We start from the raw sequence: 14,604 nt of genomic DNA on the forward strand, positions 1-14,604 counted from the left end.
CTTCCTGGGGCGGCGGCTGGGTCTGACGGTGGCCAGGGTTCTTCGGCCGGCTCCGTTCCTGCGGCCGGCCCTGTTGCTCCGGCTGGCCCGATCGCTTCGGCCAAGGCTGCGCCGTCCGGAGGGGCGCCTGCTGCTTCTCTCGGCGGCCCTTCCCTTAGCGGCCCTCCGTCTGGCAGCCCTTCTGCCGACGGTTCGGCTTCCTCGGGGTCCCCGGAGGGATTGGCCGGGGCTGATTCGGTAGCGGCCGACCCGGTTGAGGCCGACCCGGTTGAGGCCGACTCGGTTGGGGCCGACTCGATTGGGGCTGGCTCGGTTGATGTCATTTCGGGCGGCGGACCTGATTTGGCCGGAAGTACCGGGGTTGCGACCGCTTCGGCCGGAAGCGCTCCCACAGCGAACAGGAAGCGGCGCGGCCCGCGTAAGGTGCCGCACGACACTTCTCCCGCAGTGCCCGCGGGTGCCGCGGGGGAGATGCCGGAGAACGGCTCGGCCGGGGCCCCGCAAGGGGTTCGGGGTGAGGCTTCGCAGGGTGCCCCGGGTGGGGTGCGCAAGGGCGACGACAACGGCGTGAGCGCCGGGGAGGACCAGCCGTGAGCAGGCGCGGTGCCGATCGGCCCGACGACGACGAAGAGCGCAGCGACCAGACCGGCCGCAGCCGCCGGTTGTTCGGCCGCGGCCGCCCGGAGCCGGTCGAGCCCGAACCGCTGCCCGGCGAGGAGACCGGCTGGCTCGACGATCTGCGCACCGCCAAGCAGCAGGCCGCAGCCATCGGTCCAGGGACAGCCCCCGGCGAAGGCCGCTTCAGCAAGAGCGGCCGCACCGCCCCCGGCCCGGACGACACCCCGGACGAGGACGACTCCTTCCCCCCGCTGCCCACCTCAGCCCCGCCGGCCCCCTCCGCGGCGCCAGTGCAGCCGGCCCCCACCCCGCAATCCCCGGCGTACCCCCAATCGGGAGCCCGCCCTCAGTCCGCCCCGCGCCCCCAGCCCTCCCCCCGCCCGCGCCCCGGAACGCCCCCGGCCCCGGCCACACCCCCGGGCACACCGGTCACAGGCGCCCGCGCGGCAGCATCCATCCCGCCCCGAGGCGCCCCCGGCATGCCCCCGGCCCCCCGCGGCGCCGCCACCCCATCCGCTGGCCCAACCGGCCCGGTCTCCGGCGCCCGCGGCGGTGCCCCGGCCCCCCGCGGCGCAGCACCGGGCCAAGTCCCCGGCAACTTCCCCCCGCGCGGCGCGGCCAGTGCCCAGGTTCCCGGCACCCTCGCGCCCCGCGCTGTACCCGGCGCCCCCGACCCGCGTGGCACCCAAGCACCCGGCGGCCCTGACCCGCGTGGTGGCCAGATGCCCGGAGGCCCTGACCCGCGTGGTGGGCAGGTGCCCGGTGGGCCGGACCCGCGTGGTGGCCAGATGCCCGGAGGCCCTGACCCGCGTGGTGGGCAGGTGCCCGGTGGGCCGGACCCCCGTGGTGCGGGTGGTGGCGGACCGCGTGGTGCTGCGAGCGTTGCGGTGCCGGGTGTGGCCGGGGTTCCGCGTGGTGTGGCGCCCGGTGGTTTGCCTGGGGGGCCGCCGGTGGCAGGTCCTGGGCAGCAGGAGACCGGCGGAGCTCTGCAGGGCCGGCGTGGAGCCCGCGAACGGCCTGCGGGGGACCAGTCCGTCGGTCGGCGGGCTGCCCCGGAGCCTGAGGTTCCGGGCCAGGGACGTCGTCAGCTCGACCCGGGAGAATTCGGTGGGCCCGCCGGTCAGAGCCAGTCCGGTGCGTTTCCCACGGTGGGTGGTCCGTCCGGCGGGTACCCCGCGGTGGGCTACCGCTCCGGGGCGTACCCGGCGGTCGGCCCGGCTTCTGGTGTGCCCGCTTCGGGTAACGCGCCGGAGGTTCCCGGTGTGCGGCACACGTCGCCCGAGAACGCGCGCGCCGCGGGCCGGCACGGGGCCGGCCCGGACGAGTCTTTGCCGGGACGCCCGGTTTCACCTTCCGGCCGGGCGAGCCGCCATCAAGGTCCCGACGAGGGTGCGCCGGGTCGTTCCGCGCGTCACCAGGACCCCGAGCAGGGCCCGCCGGGACGCCTCGGCCGCCGTGACGCGTCGGGCACCGGGGCCTTCCCCGTGTATTCGCCCACCGGCAGCCACGCCCTGGTCGACGGACCCGCAACGCGTCGCAGCGGCCACGCAGCGGCTCCCGACGAGGATTTCACCGCTCGCGCGGGCCAGGACGAGGGATTCACCGGTCGCGGCCGTCGCGCTGCCCCCGATGACGCCCCCGCCGGCCGTCGTGCGGCTTCTGATGACGCCCCGACGGGCCGTCGTGCAGCGCCGGAGGACGGCCCGTCCGGCCGTCGTGCCGTGCCGCAAGAGGGTCTGGCAGGGCGGCGGGCTGCGCCGGAGGATGGGCAGGCAGGGCGGCGGGCTGCGCCTGAAGACATGGGTGCTGGGCGGCGGGGTGCTGCTGGTGGTGGGGCGGCTCGGCCGACGAGTGGGTCGAGCCGGCCGGTTTCGGCTGTGCCGGCGGCGGACGGGAGTTCCTTCGGGTCGCGGAATGCCGCGACGACCGGCGGCCGGGCGCGGCCCGATGGGCAGCAGCCGGCTGAGCCGGGCGGACGGCACGGGCGGTCCGACGGGGGCGAGGGCTCCGGCGAGGTGCAGCACACCGGTCCGATTCCGGCCGGTGGACCCGGTGGACCCGGTGCTCCGCCGGTGCGAGCCTCGGCGGCGGTGGTGCCGCCGGTGGTGCCGGGGCGTGAGGGCGTTCGCACTCCTGCCGTTCCCGGGCGTGCCGGGGCCATGGCCGGTACCTCGTCCGGCGTGATCAGCAATACCGGGCAGATTCCGAAGGTCGGCCGGGCGCCCGCGGGTCCGATTCGCGGTTCGGGGCGCGTTCCTCGCCCGGGGCAGCCGGAACAGGGACCGCCCGGACGCGCCGTGGTTCGGCCGGTACCCCCGCGGGGTGCGCCTGGTGAGGCCGCCGCCGACCCGAACGAGCAGGGAACAGGCCAACGCGGCCCCGGTCAGCAGGGCCCCGGTCAGCAGGGCCCCGGTCAGCAGGGAACGGGCCAACGCGGTCAGGGTCAGCAGGTTCAGGGTCAGCAGGGTCCGGGTCTGCAGGGTCCGGGCCAGCGTGTCTCGGGCCAGCGGGGGCCCGGTCTGGCGGGCCCAGGTCAGGTAGTAGGCACGGGTCAGGTAGTGGGCACGGGCCAGGTAGTGGGAACGGGCCAGGTGGGCCCAGGTCAGGTGGGACCGGGTCAGCAAGGGGCCGGTCCGCAGGGGCCGGGGGCGCCGGTGCAGGCCGGGCGGGCTGCCGCCGCCGTTCAGGCGGGGCGGGGTGCCGCGTCGGTGCATGCCGCCCGCAGTCTGGGTGATGTGCAGGCAGGTCAGGGCGTGCCTGGTCATGGCGCGACGGAGGCCGCGGGGCGTGGGACGGGTGATGTGCCGCCGGGCCGCGGGACCGCAGAAGTAGCTCGCGGCGGAGCTGCCGTAGTCCCGGGCCGCGCCGAGGTTCCCGGCCGTGCAGAAGTGCCGGGCCGCATCGATGTCCCGGGCCGCGACGAAGCGCCGGGTCGAGCAGACGTTCCTGGCCGCGCCGAGGTTCCGGGCCGCGCCGAGATCCCAGGTCGGGCAGAGGTCCCGGGCCGGGCAGAGGTCCCGGGCCGAGCCGCAGTGCCGGGCCGGGCCGAGGTGCCCGGTCGCGCTGAGGTTCCCGGCAGAGCTGAGGTTCCGGGCCGGGCTGAGGTGCCAGGCCGGGCTGAGGTCCCGGGCAGAGCGGAAGTGCCGGGCAGAGCGGAAGTGCCGGGCAGAGCGGAAGTGCCCGGCCGGGCTGCGGTCCCGGGGCGCGCCGAGGTTCCGGGCCGGGCCGCGGTGCCTGGGCGGGCTGAGGTGCCTGGGCGGGCTGAGGTTCCGGGCCGCGCCGAGATTTCGGGTGGTGTGGAAGGGGCCGGGCGGCCTGAGGATCTGAGCGGCGTCGAGGGAGCTGGGCGGGCTGAGGTTCGGCCGGATATCGGGGCTGGGGATTCGGGGTTCGGGCGGCCCAGTCCGGTGGCTCGGGCTGCGGCGGCGGCTCGGGTGGGCGTACCCAAGGCTGGGGGGGACGGGGAGAATCTGCCGGCTCTGCGGGCTGCAGCTGCCGGGAGTGACGATTCGGTCGCTGTTGGTGGGTTGAAGGGTGCCCGGTCGGAGTTGCGCAGGCAGATGCGGGCCAAGCGGCGGCTCCGGGTGCTGACCCTGAGCGTGCTGAGTGTGCTGGTGCTGGGGTTGTTGCCGCTGTTCTTCGGGGTGCGGTCGGCGATGAAGGATCCCGTTTTCACGTCGCTGGACTCGTTGAACGTGCCGGGGTGGGCGGATCGGCAGTCCGAGGATGTCAGTGCGGGCAGCCGGTGGTGTTTCATCGATTGCCGGTTCCGGGAGCGGACGGTTCAGTCGGAGAAGGCTTTCGGGGAGACCGCGACGGCGTACGCGTCGGCGCTCAGTTCCGCCGGGTGGAAGCCGCTCGACGGGAAGTGCACCGATCAGCCGGCGACGACCGAGGGCAAGTACACCTGCTGGCAGCGGGACGAGTTCACTCTGGACCTGTGGGTTCGGATTCCTGAATGCGCGGTGGATGCCGTGGCTGCTCAGGACCCTGATGCGGTGCCGTCGCTGGGACCCGATGGGGTGGTCGAGACCGTCGACCCGTCCAAGTGCACGGGGTCGACGGTCAGCATCAAGGTGCAGAACGCCGTCACGGACCCCCGGGGCAAGGCCGAGCCCGCCGAGAACCCCTCGCTGGTGGGGGAGACGCCGGACCCGGTCCTGACCAACGACCCGCTGCTGGAGCCGACACCCTCGGCGTCGTGACGCGGACTCCGGTCACGGACGGTAGGGTTCTGCACGTTGTCAAGGCTCAGGGATCGTAGGTAGAGGAGACGCGTGTAATGGGCGCCGGAGAAATCGCAGGACTGATCGCGGCGGGCGCGTTCCTGATGCTCGTTGTCGTGCTCGCAGTGCCGATCCTGAAGTTGCGGCACACGGTGGACGCCGCGACTCAGGCCATCAACGACCTGAATGACCGCACAGGGCCGCTGCTCGGTGGCGTCACCGAGACCGTGCAGAACGTGAATGTGGTGCTCGGGCAGACGCAGGTCTCTTTGGACGGTCTGAACGTGCAGCTTGCGAAGATCGACACCATGACCGAGCACGCGCAGAACGTGACGGCCAACGTGGCGAACCTGACCACCGTGGTGTCGGCCGCTGCCGCGAACCCGCTGGTCAAGGTCGCTTCGTTCGGGTACGGGCTGCGTAAGGCAGCGGCCGCTCGCCGTAACGCCGAGGACGAGCGCGACGTGCGCGCCACCCTCAAGCAGCGCCGCAAGGCCGCCCGCGCCGCAGGAAAGTGAGAAGACCCCTATGAAGCGGTTGCTCTGGCTGGGCGTGGGCCTGGCCGTCGGCGCCATCGTCGTGCGCAAGCTCACCCGTAAGGCCAACGAGTTCACGCCGTCCGGCATCGCCTCGTCGCTGTCGGAATCCGCTGGCGGACTCGTCGAGTCGCTGCGTAGCTTCGTGGATGACGTCCGTGAGGGGATGGCCGAGCGGGAGCAGGAGATCCACGAGGCCTTCGCCGCGGGCGAGCTGTACGAGGACAAGTTCGCCGACGTGCGTGACGACACGCAGGACGGCACACGCGGGCGGCACGCCCAGGAGGGTCACTGATGAAGACGGCGGAGATCAAGCGGCGCTTTCTGGCGCATTTCGAGGCCAACGGGCACACGGTCGTGCCGAGCGCCCCGCTGCCCGCTATCGACGACCCGAACCTGCTGTTCATCAATGCCGGCATGGTCCAGTTCGTCCCGTATTTCCTGGGTCAGCGGACCCCGGCCTTCTCGCGCGCGGTCAGCGTGCAGAAGTGCATCCGCACGCCGGACATCGACGAGGTCGGCAAGACCTCGCGGCACGGCACGTTCTTCCAGATGAACGGCAACTTCTCGTTCGGTGACTACTTCAAGGAAGAGGCCATCCGGCTCGCCTGGGAGCTGTCGACCAACCCGATCGAGAAGGGTGGCTTCGGGCTGGACCCGGAGCGCATCTGGCCGACCGTCTACCTCGACGACGACGAGGCGTTCGGGATGTGGCAGGCCATCGGCGTGCCCGCCGAGCGGATCGTGCGCCGGGGCAAGAAGGACAACTGGTGGCACATGGGCATCGCCGGCCCGGGTGGCACCTGCTCGGAGCTCTTCTACGACCGCGGCCCGGAGTACGGCGCGGAGGGCGGTCCGGAGGTCGACGAGGACCGCTACATGGAGTACTGGAACCTCGTCTTCATGCAGTACGAGATCACCGACGTGAAGAGCAAGGAAGTCTTCACGATCGTCGAGGATCTGCCCAAGAAGAACATCGACACGGGCATGGGCCTCGAGCGGGTCGCGTCGATCCTGCAGGGCGTCGACAACCTGTACGAGATCGACGAGGTCAAGCCGATCCTGGCGCGCGCGGCGGAGCTGACCGGCAAGACGTACGGCGCGCACTCGGGCCACGAGGCCGGCAAGTCGCACCCGGACGACGTGCGGCTGCGGGTCATCGCGGACCACGTGCGTACGGCGCTGATGCTCATCGGTGACGGCGTGACCCCCAGCAACGAGGGACGCGGTTACGTGCTGCGCCGCATCATGCGCCGGGCGATCCGGTCGATGCGCCTGCTGGGCTGGGAGGCGCCGGCGCTGCCCGAGCTGCTTCCGGTGGCGCGGGACTGCATGTCGCCGTCCTACCCCGAGCTCGCCACGGACTTCGAGCGGATCTCCAAGTACGCGTACGCCGAGGAGGAGACGTTCCTCTCCACGCTGCGTGCGGGCGAGACGATCCTCGACACGGCGATCACCGACGCGAAGAAGTCCGGCGGCAGCAAGCTCGGGGGCGCGCAGGCGTTCCAGCTGCACGACACGTACGGCTTCCCGATCGACCTGACCCTGGAGATCGCGGCCGAGAAGGGCCTGGAGGTCGACCAGGAGGGCTTCCGCCGGCTGATGGCCGACCAGCGGAACCGCGCGAAGGCCGACGCCGCGGCGCGCAAGACCGGGCACGCCGACCTGAGCGCCTACCGCACGGTGCTGGACGCGGGCGGCCCGATCGAGTTCACGGGTTACCAGGAGGTCACCCGGGAGTCGCGGGTGCGGGCGCTGCTCGGCTCGGGTGGCTCGTCGGTCGAGGTCGCGGGCGAGGGTGAGTACGTCGAGCTGGTGCTCGACACGACCCCGTTCTACGCCGAGGGCGGTGGCCAGCAGGCCGACACCGGCGTGATCAACGTGGGCGGCGGGCAGGTCGAGGTCGTCGACGTGCAGCAGCCGATCCCGGGCCTGATCATCCACAAGGCGCGGGTGCTGCGTGGCGAGGTGCGCGCGGGCGAGGCCGGCTTCGCGGAGATCGACGTGACCCGGCGCAAGGCGATCTCGCGGTCCCACACGGCGACCCACCTGATCCACCAGACGATGCGGGCGTTCCTCGGCGAGTCGGCGACCCAGGCGGGTTCGCTGAACGCGCCGGGCCGGCTGCGGTTCGACTTCAACACCCCGGGCGCGGTGTCGGCGAGCGTGCTGCACGACGTCGAGCAGCAGGTCAACGAGGTGCTGCTGCGTGACCTCGAGGTCCACGCGTTCATCACCTCCCAGGACGAGGCGCGCCGGCTCGGTGCGATGGCGCTGTTCGGGGAGAAGTACGGCGACGAGGTCCGAGTGGTTGAAGTCGGCGACTACGCGCGTGAACTTTGTGGTGGCACGCACGTGGCCCGCTCCGGCCAGCTGGGCCTCGTGAAGATCCTCAACGAGTCGTCGATCGGTGCCGGTGTGCGCCGCGTCGAGGCGCTCGTGGGTATCGACGCGTTCGGCTTCCTCGCCAAGGAGCATCTGCTGGTCACACGGCTCGCGGAGCTGTTCCGGGTCCCCGGCGACCAGGTCGCCGACCGGGTCGAGCAGACCGTGACGGCGCTGCGCGACGCGGAGAAGGAGCTCGAGAAGATGCGGGCGCAGATGGTTCTGGGCGGTGCGGGTGCGCTCGCGGCGCAGGCCCAGGATCTGCGCGGCGTCGCTTTTGTCGGGACCGAGGCGCCCGAGGGCGCCGCGACCAACGATGTGCGTACCCTTGCGCAGGAGATCCGGGCCAAGATCGACTCGGCCCGTCCGGCGGTGGTCGTGGTAGCGGCCCGGGCCAACGGCAAGGCGTCGCTGATCGTCGCGGTCAACGCGGTCGCCAAGGGCCGTGGCCTGTCCGCGGCCGACCTGGTCAAGGGCGCGTTGTCCGGCCGTGGCGGCGGCAACGCCGATCTCGCGCAGGGCGGCGGTGTCCCCGCCGATCAGGTTCCGGCGCTGCTGGCGGCGGTGGAGAAGGCGGTCGGTGAGGCCGCCTGAGAAGGGCGGGCAAACCGATGAGCGCATGGTCGCGGGGTAGGCGGCTGGCTGTCGATGTCGGTAAGGTGCGCGTCGGGGTCGCCATCAGCGACCCCGACGGGATCCTGGCCACCCCCCTGGTCACGGTCGCCCGTGACATGGGGGCGGCGCCCGACGTCGTCCCCCGCGACATAGCTGAGCTCGTTCGCCTCGTGGGGGAGCACGAGGTGGTGCAGATCGTCGTTGGCCTCCCCGTGCGCCTCAACGGGCGCGAGGGGGATGCCGCCATAGACATTCGTGCGTACGCTGGGCGGCTGGAACATGCGGTCGGGCAGGTCCCGATCGTGCTGGCGGACGAGCGGATGTCGACCGTCGTCGCGACCCGTAGGCTTGCCGAGCGCGGCGTACGGGGCAAACGGCAACGGGCGGTCGTCGACCAGGCGGCCGCGGTGGAGATCCTGCAGAGCTGGCTGGACGCACAGCGGAGGCAGACGAGATGATCGACGAGCTGGACCTGGCGTTCGACGAAGAGGCCGATCGCAGTAAACCTCGCCATCGGCGTGGCGCCAAGGGGGCGAAGGGCGGCGGCAAGGGCAAGACCGCCATCGCGTTCCTGATGGTGTTTGTCCTGCTGGGCGTGCTCGGCGTCGGGGGTTACCTCGGCTACGAGAAGGTCAAGGGCTTCTTCACGGCCGCCGACTACGACGGCGCCGGCACCGACGCGGTGCAGGTCGTCATCGAGGAGGGGTCGCTCACCGCGATCGGCAACACCCTCGTCGACTCCGACGTGGTGAAGAGCACAGCCGCGTTCACCGAGGCTGCTGAGGCGAACCCGCTGGGCAAGAACATCCAGGCGGGCACCTACAACCTGAAGAAGCAGATGGCGGCCAAGGACGCCGTGACGATGCTTCTCGACCCGAAGAGCCGGGTGAAGACGGGGATCACCATCACCCCGGGCACCACGGCCAGGGATGTCTACAAGCTGCTCGCGCAGAAGACCGGCCTGCCGTTGAAGGACTTCGAGGACGCGGGGAAGGATCCGAAGGCGCTCGGCGTCCCGGATTTCTGGTTCAACCGCACCGACGGCAAGAAGGCCTCCGGCACGATCGAGGGCTTCCTCTATCCGGACACCTACGAGTTCAAGCCCAAGGCGACCGCCGCGGAGATGCTGGCGGTGATGGTGCAGAAGTTCCTCACCGTGACCGGTGACATGGATTTTGTGAAGTCCGCCGAGCAGGGGCTGTCCGTCTCGCCGTACGAGGCGCTGATCGTGGCGTCGTTGTCGCAGGCCGAGGCGGGTGTCGCGAAGGACTGGCCGAAGGTGGCCCGGGTCGCCTACAACCGGGCGTACAAGGACCCGAAGATGCCGTTGCAGTTCGACGTGACGACGAACTACTGGCTCAACCTGAACGACAAGTCCGGTAAGCACTCCGGCAAGATGACCAAGGCCGAGCTCGAGGATCCGAAGAACCCGTACACCACGGAGTTGAAGGTCGGGCTCCCGCTCGGCCCGATCAACAACCCGAGCGAGGGCGCGCTGGCGGGTGCCGCGAAACCGGCGAGCGGGCCGTGGCTGTTCTTCGTGGCGGTCGACAAGGCCGGCAACTCGGCGTTCGCGACCACCAACGCGGAGCACGAGGCCAACATCCAGAAGGCCTGCAGGAACGGCATTCCGCTCTGCTGAGCGAACGATGAGCGCCGGTCAAGGACAGACAGGGACAAAGCGGCGCGGCGGGGAAACCGCTGCGCCGCTGCCCGTACGCTGAAGCCGCCAAGCCTCCCGACCGAAAGCGCGCAACCGATGACCGTCAATCGCCGGGCCGCCGTCTGCGGCAAGCCCATCGGCCACTCGCTGTCACCGGTGATCCATGCCGCCGGGTTCGCCGCCGCGGGCCTGCTCAACTGGTCCTACACGACCATCGAGTGCGCCGAGGCCGAGCTTCCCGACCTGGTCGCGGGGCTGGGCCCCGAGTGGGCCGGGCTCTCGCTGACCATGCCGCTCAAAGAGGCAGCCCTCGCGCTGGCCCAGGAAGCGTCGCCGGTCGCGATCGCGTCGGGTGCCGCCAATACTCTGGTACGCCGTGACGACGGCACCTGGTACGCCGACAACACCGACGTCGCGGGCATGGTCCGCGTCCTGCGCGACGCCGGCCTGAAGAACAATCCCCGGGTGACCGTGCTGGGCGGTGGCGGCACCGCGCGGGCCGCCCTGGCCGCGGCCGCGGAGTTCGGCGCCGACGAGGTCACGCTGGTCACCCGTCGTGCCGAGGCCCGCGACGAGCTGATGCCTGCGGCGGAAACCCTCGGCCTGAAGCTTCTGGGCAGCTCCTGGGCCGACGCACCCGGTGCCTTCGACGCCGACGCGGTCATCTCGACGGTCCCCAAGGGTGCGGCGGACACCCTGGTCACCCGGGTCACGTGGCGGCCGCGGGCGGTGCTGTTCGACGCGATCTACGACCCGTGGCCGACCCCGCTGGCGGCGGCGGCCCGCGCTCACGGCGTACGTGTGGTGTCGGGGCTTGATCTGTTGCTCGCCCAGGCCCTCGGGCAGTTCGAGCAGTTCACCGGGGTGCGGCCCGCCCCGGAGCGGGCTATGCGCGAGGCTTTGACGGCCGCGGCCAGCGTTCGTTAGCGAGACTCAGCGCCGCGACCAGCGCGATCGCGGCAAAGCCCAGGATGGCCGCGCCCATCGGCACCCCGGTGCCGGGGTCGCCGAGCCCGGTCAGCGGGGTGGCCGCCGCCGCGATCACCGACTGGATGCCCCCGAGCAGCGCGGCCGCGGTTCCCGCCCGCGAGGGATGCCGGTCCAGGGCCAGCGCCGTCGAGTTGGGCGTGATCATGCCGATCGTGGCGACCAGCACGAACAGTCCGGCGAGCAGCCCGGCCAGCAGACCCGCGAGGGCGCCGGCCAGCACGACGGCGCCCGCGACGGCCTGGGCGGTCAGGGTTGCGATCAGCAGCACCCGCGGCGTGAACCGGTCGAGCAGGCGCGCGTTGGCCTGAGCCGTGACGATCAGTGCGCACGCGTTGAGCCCGAACAGCAGGCTGAACACGGTCGGGGAGAGGCCGTAGCCGTTCTGCAGGACGAACGACGATCCCGACAGATAACTGAACAAGGCGGCGAACCCGAACGACTGGGCGAGGGCGTAGCCGGCGAAGACCCGATCGGTGAACAGCACCCGGGCCGTGCGCAGGGTGTCGCCGAGCCCGCCCGGGCTGCGGCGCGGCACCGGCAGGGTCTCCGGCATCCCGGCCGCGAGCAGTGCGAACAGGCCGCAGGCGAGGACGGCGAGCGCGACGAAGATGCCGTGCCAGGTGGTGACCGTGAGGACCGCGCTCCCCAGCAGCGGAGCCGCGATCGGGGCCAGCCCGAAGACCAGCGACAGCCGGGAGAAGAACTTCGCCGCGGCGACCCCCGAGTAGAGGTCACGCACGATCGCGCGGGCGACGACGACCCCGGCGCCGCCGGCGAAACCCTGGGCCAGGCGGGCCGCTGCCAGCAGCGGAGCGGTCGGGGTCAGGGCGCAGATCAAGGACAGGATGGCGTACGCGGCCACGGCGATCAGCAGCGGCCGCCGCCGTCCCCACCTGTCACTGAGCGGCCCGCAGACGAGTTGCCCGATCGCCAGCCCGGCCAGGCAGGTCGTGAGCGACAGCTGCACCTGCGCGTCGCCGACACCCAGGTCACGGGCGATCGTGGGGAACGCGGGCAGATACATGTCGAGCGACAGCGGCCCGATCGCGGTGACGAGGCCGAGCATGACCACCATCAGGGCGGGGCGGGGTGGTGCTTGCCGATCGGACACCGCCGGACCCTACCGGTGATCATGGAGGCCGGTGGTCCGCAGGGCGGGACGGCAGTGGGCGGACGGCGGACCGCGACGGAGGCGTGCCAGACTGTGACCTGTGTTGCGCTGGCTTACCGCAGGTGAATCCCATGGACCGGCGCTTGTCGCCCTGATGGAGGGCGTGCCCGCCGGAGTGCGGGTGACGAGCGAGGACATCGCACGCGACCTCGCGCGCCGCCGGCTCGGCTACGGCCGGGGTGCGCGGATGAAGTTCGAGCAGGACGAGATCGAGATCATCGGTGGCGTCCGGCACGGGCTCACGCTGGGCAGCCCCGTGGCGATCCGCATCGGCAACTCGGAGTGGCCCAAGTGGCGCACCGTGATGGCCGCCGACCCGGTCGACGAGGAAGAGCTCGCGTCGCAGTCGCGCAACGCCCCGCTGACCCGTCCCCGCCCCGGGCACGCCGACCTGGCGGGCATGCAGAAGTACGGGCACACCGACGCCCGGCCGATCCTCGAGCGCGCCAGCGCCCGGGAGACCGCCGCCCGGGTCGCCGTCGGCGTGGTGGCGAAGGCGCTGGTCAAGCAGGCGCTGGGCATCGACGTCGTCTCCCACGTGATCGAGCTGGGTTCGGTCGTGGCCAAGGCCGGGCTGATCCCCACGCCCGACGACGCCGAGCGCATCGACGCCGACCCGCTGCGCTGTCTCGACCCCGAGGCGAGTGCGCGGATGGTGGCCGAGGTCGACGCGGCGAAGAAGGACGCGGACACGCTGGGCGGCATCGTCGAGGTGCTGGCGTACGGCGTACCCCCCGGTCTGGGATCGCATGTGCAGTGGGACCGCAAGCTGGACGCCCGGCTGGCCACCGCGTTGATGTCCATCCAGTCGGTCAAGGGTGTGGAGATCGGCGACGGTTTCACCCAGGCCCGGTCGCGGGGTTCCGTGGCGCACGACGAGATCATCAACACCCCCGACGGCGTGCGCCGCATCACGGACCGTGCGGGCGGCCTGGAGGGTGGCATCACCAACGGTGAGAACCTGCGGGTACGCGCCGCACTCAAGCCCATCTCATCGCTGAACCGGGCGTTGCAGACGGTCGACGTCGTCACCGGCGAGGCGACCACCGCGATCAACCAGCGCTCCGACATCACGGCCGTGGCCGCCGGTGGCGTGGTCGCCGAGGCGATGGTGGCGCTGGTGCTGGCGGAGGCCGCGACGGAGAAGTTCGGCGGCGACTCGGTCGCCGAGATTCGCCGTAACGTCGCGAGCTACCTCGACAGTCTGCTGATCCGCTGATGGCGCCCGTAGCGGTGGTGGTGGGCCCGCCCGGCGCCGGCAAGACCACGGTCGGGCAGGCCATCGCGGCGCTGCTCGGCGTCGAGTTCGTCGACACCGACCACCTGATCGAGCAGCGGGCCGGCAAGCCGATCCCGGAGATCTTCTTCGACGAGGGCGAGGAGACGTTCCGCCAGCTGGAGCGGGAGGAGATCGCCGGTGCTCTCGACTCGTTCGAGGGGGTGCTCGCGCTGGGTGGCGGGGCCATTCTCGATCCGGGCACGCGTGACGCCCTGCGACCGCACACGGTGGTGTTCCTGTCGGTGGAGCTGCCCGACGCGGTCAAGCGGGTCGGGCTCGGTGCGGGTCGTCCGCTGCTGAGCGTGAACCCGCGGGCGACGCTGAAGTACCTGATGGAGCAGCGCCGCCCGCTCTACGCCTCGGTGGCGACCCACACGGTGAGCACCGATTCGCGCCCGCCGTCCGAGATCGCCGCGGAGCTTGCCGGCCTGCTGAAAGTCAGCTGATCCTCGCCTCCAGTGCTTCGATGCGCTGGACGATCGGCGCGAGTGCGACCTGGAGCAGGTTCGCGGGTTCTTTGGTGGTCGCGCGCAGGTGGGCGTAACCGGCGACGGCAGCACTCACTGCCCGCCGGGTGCTGCGGGCGTCCGCGCCCGCGTCGCGCAGCACCTGTCCGGCCAGGCCGTCCGGCTCGGCGGCCAGTGCGATCAGCAGGTGCTCGCAGCCCACATAGTTGTGACCCATCGTGGTCGCCTCGGTGACGGTCAGCTCGAGGGCGTTGGCGGCCGGGCGCCCGTCCTCGGCTCCCGACGGCACGACGATCGCGGTGGGGTCGATCTCCATCGCGGTGAGGACCTGCACGGCGAGGTTGGTGCCCTCGGCCAGGATGCCGTGCAGCAGGTCGGCGGTGGTGACGGTGGCCGCTCCGGCGGTGCGGGCCCGGTCGATGGCCAGGGTCAGGGTGGCGACGGCCCGTGGGGTGAAGTTCGGCAGCTGGGCGGCCAGGTCGACGGGCTCGCGGACGTCGAGGACGATCCGGCGGATGGCGGAGACGCGGCCGACCGCCTGCTCCAGAGCGCGTTGACAGATTGCGGACACGGGAAGGCCGGCTTCGCGTACGGCGTCGGCCAGGTCATCAGGCAGGTACACGTTGATTTTTGGCATGCTCCATGTGTAACCCC

12 protein-coding genes are annotated in these 14,604 nt (G+C 71.8%); 9 read left to right on the top strand and 3 right to left on the bottom strand.

Annotated elements, in window-relative coordinates; translation table 11 throughout:
- Positions 1–1,964: 1,964 nt before the first annotated feature.
- Positions 1,965–3,383: a hypothetical protein gene (locus tag Aco04nite_RS00815; RefSeq protein ID WP_212995268.1), complete on the bottom strand. Its 1,419-nt coding sequence runs from the start codon at positions 3,381–3,383 to the stop codon at positions 1,965–1,967.
- A gap of 783 nt (positions 3,384–4,166) precedes the next feature.
- On the opposite strand from Aco04nite_RS00815, the gene Aco04nite_RS00820 reads away from it, so the two are divergent.
- The 7 genes from Aco04nite_RS00820 to Aco04nite_RS00850 all read left to right on the top strand — a co-directional run bounded on the left by Aco04nite_RS00820 (position 4,167) and on the right by Aco04nite_RS00850 (position 10,970).
- Positions 4,167–4,823 (top strand): hypothetical protein, encoded by a 657-nt coding sequence (locus Aco04nite_RS00820; protein ID WP_244875645.1) that lies wholly within the window; start codon positions 4,167–4,169, stop codon positions 4,821–4,823.
- Between the two features lie 77 nt (positions 4,824–4,900).
- Positions 4,901–5,362 carry a DUF948 domain-containing protein gene (locus tag Aco04nite_RS00825; RefSeq protein ID WP_203837914.1) on the top strand — a complete coding sequence of 154 codons (462 nt, stop codon included), beginning with the start codon at positions 4,901–4,903 and terminating at the stop codon, positions 5,360–5,362.
- A 10-nt stretch (positions 5,363–5,372) separates the two neighbouring features.
- Positions 5,373–5,675 carry a hypothetical protein gene (locus Aco04nite_RS00830; RefSeq protein WP_212995269.1) on the top strand — a complete coding sequence of 101 codons (303 nt, stop codon included), beginning with the start codon at positions 5,373–5,375 and terminating at the stop codon, positions 5,673–5,675.
- A complete protein-coding gene (gene alaS, locus Aco04nite_RS00835; protein ID WP_212995270.1) occupies positions 5,675–8,359 on the top strand; it encodes an alanine--tRNA ligase in 2,685 nt (894 codons plus the stop codon). The genes Aco04nite_RS00830 and alaS overlap by 1 nt, the downstream gene beginning before the upstream one ends.
- A 17-nt stretch (positions 8,360–8,376) precedes the next feature.
- Entirely contained in the window at positions 8,377–8,838 is a 462-nt protein-coding gene (gene ruvX, locus Aco04nite_RS00840; protein WP_212995271.1) for a Holliday junction resolvase RuvX, read from the top strand.
- A complete protein-coding gene (mltG, locus tag Aco04nite_RS00845) occupies positions 8,835–10,022 on the top strand; it encodes an endolytic transglycosylase MltG (protein WP_203837918.1) in 1,188 nt (395 codons plus the stop codon). The genes ruvX and mltG overlap by 4 nt, the downstream gene beginning before the upstream one ends.
- A 117-nt stretch (positions 10,023–10,139) precedes the next feature.
- Positions 10,140–10,970 (top strand): shikimate dehydrogenase, encoded by an 831-nt coding sequence (locus Aco04nite_RS00850; RefSeq protein ID WP_212995272.1) that lies wholly within the window; start codon positions 10,140–10,142, stop codon positions 10,968–10,970.
- Here Aco04nite_RS00850 and Aco04nite_RS00855 read toward each other — a convergent pair.
- A complete protein-coding gene (locus Aco04nite_RS00855; RefSeq protein ID WP_212995344.1) occupies positions 10,930–12,108 on the bottom strand; it encodes a multidrug effflux MFS transporter in 1,179 nt (392 codons plus the stop codon). The two genes, Aco04nite_RS00850 and Aco04nite_RS00855, sit on opposite strands and share 41 nt — an antisense overlap.
- A 136-nt stretch (positions 12,109–12,244) precedes the next feature.
- Between Aco04nite_RS00855 and aroC the strand changes: the two genes are divergently transcribed.
- Both aroC and Aco04nite_RS00865 read left to right on the top strand, forming a co-directional pair.
- Entirely contained in the window at positions 12,245–13,423 is a 1,179-nt protein-coding gene (gene aroC / locus Aco04nite_RS00860; RefSeq protein WP_212995273.1) for a chorismate synthase, read from the top strand.
- Positions 13,423–13,929, top strand: a complete 507-nt coding sequence (locus Aco04nite_RS00865) for a shikimate kinase (RefSeq protein WP_212995274.1) — start codon at positions 13,423–13,425, stop codon at positions 13,927–13,929. Before aroC ends, Aco04nite_RS00865 begins: the two co-directional genes overlap by 1 nt.
- On the opposite strand, the gene Aco04nite_RS00870 is transcribed toward Aco04nite_RS00865, so the two are convergent.
- Entirely contained in the window at positions 13,922–14,587 is a 666-nt protein-coding gene (locus Aco04nite_RS00870; protein WP_212995275.1) for a Clp protease N-terminal domain-containing protein, read from the bottom strand. The two genes, Aco04nite_RS00865 and Aco04nite_RS00870, sit on opposite strands and share 8 nt — an antisense overlap.
- Positions 14,588–14,604: the final 17 nt, after the last annotated feature.

Origin of the sequence: Winogradskya consettensis (genome assembly GCF_018332715.1) — a bacterium.
GTDB lineage: Bacteria > Actinomycetota > Actinomycetes > Mycobacteriales > Micromonosporaceae > Actinoplanes > Actinoplanes consettensis.

Bases quoted from the DNA above. Each gene is read 5' to 3' on its own strand.
- Aco04nite_RS00815 (WP_212995268.1), bottom strand. From the start codon at position 3,383: ATGACCAGGCACGCCCTGACCTGCCTGCACATCACCCAGACTGCGGGC.
- Aco04nite_RS00825 (WP_203837914.1), top strand. From the start codon at position 4,901: ATGGGCGCCGGAGAAATCGCAGGACTGATCGCGGCGGGCGCGTTCCTG.
- Aco04nite_RS00830 (WP_212995269.1), top strand. From the start codon at position 5,373: ATGAAGCGGTTGCTCTGGCTGGGCGTGGGCCTGGCCGTCGGCGCCATC.
- alaS (WP_212995270.1), top strand. From the start codon at position 5,675: ATGAAGACGGCGGAGATCAAGCGGCGCTTTCTGGCGCATTTCGAGGCC.
- ruvX (WP_212995271.1), top strand. From the start codon at position 8,377: ATGAGCGCATGGTCGCGGGGTAGGCGGCTGGCTGTCGATGTCGGTAAG.
- mltG (WP_203837918.1), top strand. From the start codon at position 8,835: ATGATCGACGAGCTGGACCTGGCGTTCGACGAAGAGGCCGATCGCAGT.
- Aco04nite_RS00850 (WP_212995272.1), top strand. From the start codon at position 10,140: ATGACCGTCAATCGCCGGGCCGCCGTCTGCGGCAAGCCCATCGGCCAC.
- Aco04nite_RS00855 (WP_212995344.1), bottom strand. From the start codon at position 12,108: ATGGTGGTCATGCTCGGCCTCGTCACCGCGATCGGGCCGCTGTCGCTC.
- Aco04nite_RS00865 (WP_212995274.1), top strand. From the start codon at position 13,423: ATGGCGCCCGTAGCGGTGGTGGTGGGCCCGCCCGGCGCCGGCAAGACC.
- Aco04nite_RS00870 (WP_212995275.1), bottom strand. From the start codon at position 14,587: ATGCCAAAAATCAACGTGTACCTGCCTGATGACCTGGCCGACGCCGTA.